Source organism: Actinoplanes rectilineatus (assembly GCF_000962825.1).
Taxonomy (GTDB): domain Bacteria; phylum Actinomycetota; class Actinomycetes; order Mycobacteriales; family Micromonosporaceae; genus Actinoplanes; species Actinoplanes rectilineatus.
Window position 1 is genome coordinate 1 of sequence record NZ_JZKF01000205.1, and the last position, 1,212, is coordinate 1,212.

Here is a 1,212-nt window from a genome sequence, read left to right on the forward strand (position 1 = left end):
GTCGACACCGCGCTCGGGGTCGAACTTGTCGACCGCCTTGATCAGGCCGACGGTGGCGGTCTGGACGAGGTCGTCGGTGGGCTCGCCGCGACCGGAGTAGCGGTGCGCGAGATGCCGGGCCAGCGGCAGCCAGGCCTCGATCGCCTGGTCACGCAGCGAAGCGCGGGACGGGTGACCCACCGGCATGGCGGCCATCGCGCCGAGCAGCTCAGCAGCGCTGTCGACCGGAGCCTCGGCGCTGCGGGCGGTCTTCGACGGCACCGCCGTAGTGGTCTTCGACGGCGCTTCCGTGGCGGTCTCGGTAACAGTCATGGTTCTGGTCCTCCCTGGCACCTGACCGGAGAGCCGGTCCCTGAGTGCGGGACCCGGTCGGTCGGGCGTCCAAATCCGTATCCGTGACGCGGCGGTTGTTTCCCACCACAAGACGCAGTGGGCCGTTCGGTTACAGGGACTCTATCCGACAGGTCGAGAGAAGACTAGCCGAAAGTACGATGCCTTTAACGTGCCAAACCACTCGAAAAGGGATATCGTCTTTGGCTCACCTGCGGTGCCACCTGGTGTTTGGCCCAGCCGGGACACCGCTTCAGGGGTCAACCGTCCGGCCCAGTGATTTCCCCGGTGTGGCGGGCAAGATGGACGTCATGACCGCGCTGCCCACCTCAGCGCCGCTTCCCGGGGCCCTCGAGCTTCGCGGCTGGACGCTCGACGGTTATCAGGGTCTGCGCGACCTCCGGGCCGAGTTGCGGGAGGCCGTCGTGGAAGTCTCGTCCGCGGATCTGGGTGACCTGGCCGACCGGATGGCGGTCGTCGCCACCGAGCTCGCGACCAACGCGTTGCGCCACGGGCTCCCGCCGACAGTGATCCGCCTTCTCCGCGTCGACGACCGCTTCGTGCTGGACTGCGCGGACCACGACGTCCAGGCGGCGCCCCGGCTCGACCCGGACCGCCCGCCCGGCCGCGGCGGTCTCGGCCTTCTTCTAACGCGGACGTTCGCGGTCGACGTGGGTTGGTACAAGACCGACCGGACCAAGCACGTGTGGGCCAGCTTCCCGGCCGTCCCGCCGGTCCGATTCACCGCCCGCGCGAAAAAGTTCTGACTGTTCGTGACGTTCGGTGATTGCGCGATCTCGTGAATGTAATTCCCTCTCACTAATGATCTCGAAACGCGCTGGTCACAGCCGTTTCGCTCGGGGGAGGGGGCCGATTTGGCGT

Annotated in this window: 2 protein-coding genes; one reads left to right on the top strand and one right to left on the bottom strand. The window is 67.5% G+C overall.

All coding sequences use genetic code 11. The annotated features are described in order from the left end of the window. The coding region (locus WH85_RS46095) for a sigma factor (protein WP_045748569.1) at nt 1–312 on the bottom strand (312 nt) is incomplete at its 3' end. 329 nt (nt 313–641) lie between these two features. Here WH85_RS46095 and WH85_RS46100 point away from each other — a divergent pair. Next, complete coding sequence (locus WH85_RS46100; protein ID WP_045748570.1) at nt 642–1,097, top strand: ATP-binding protein; 456 nt, start codon at nt 642–644, stop codon at nt 1,095–1,097. Nucleotides 1,098–1,212: the final 115 nt, after the last annotated feature.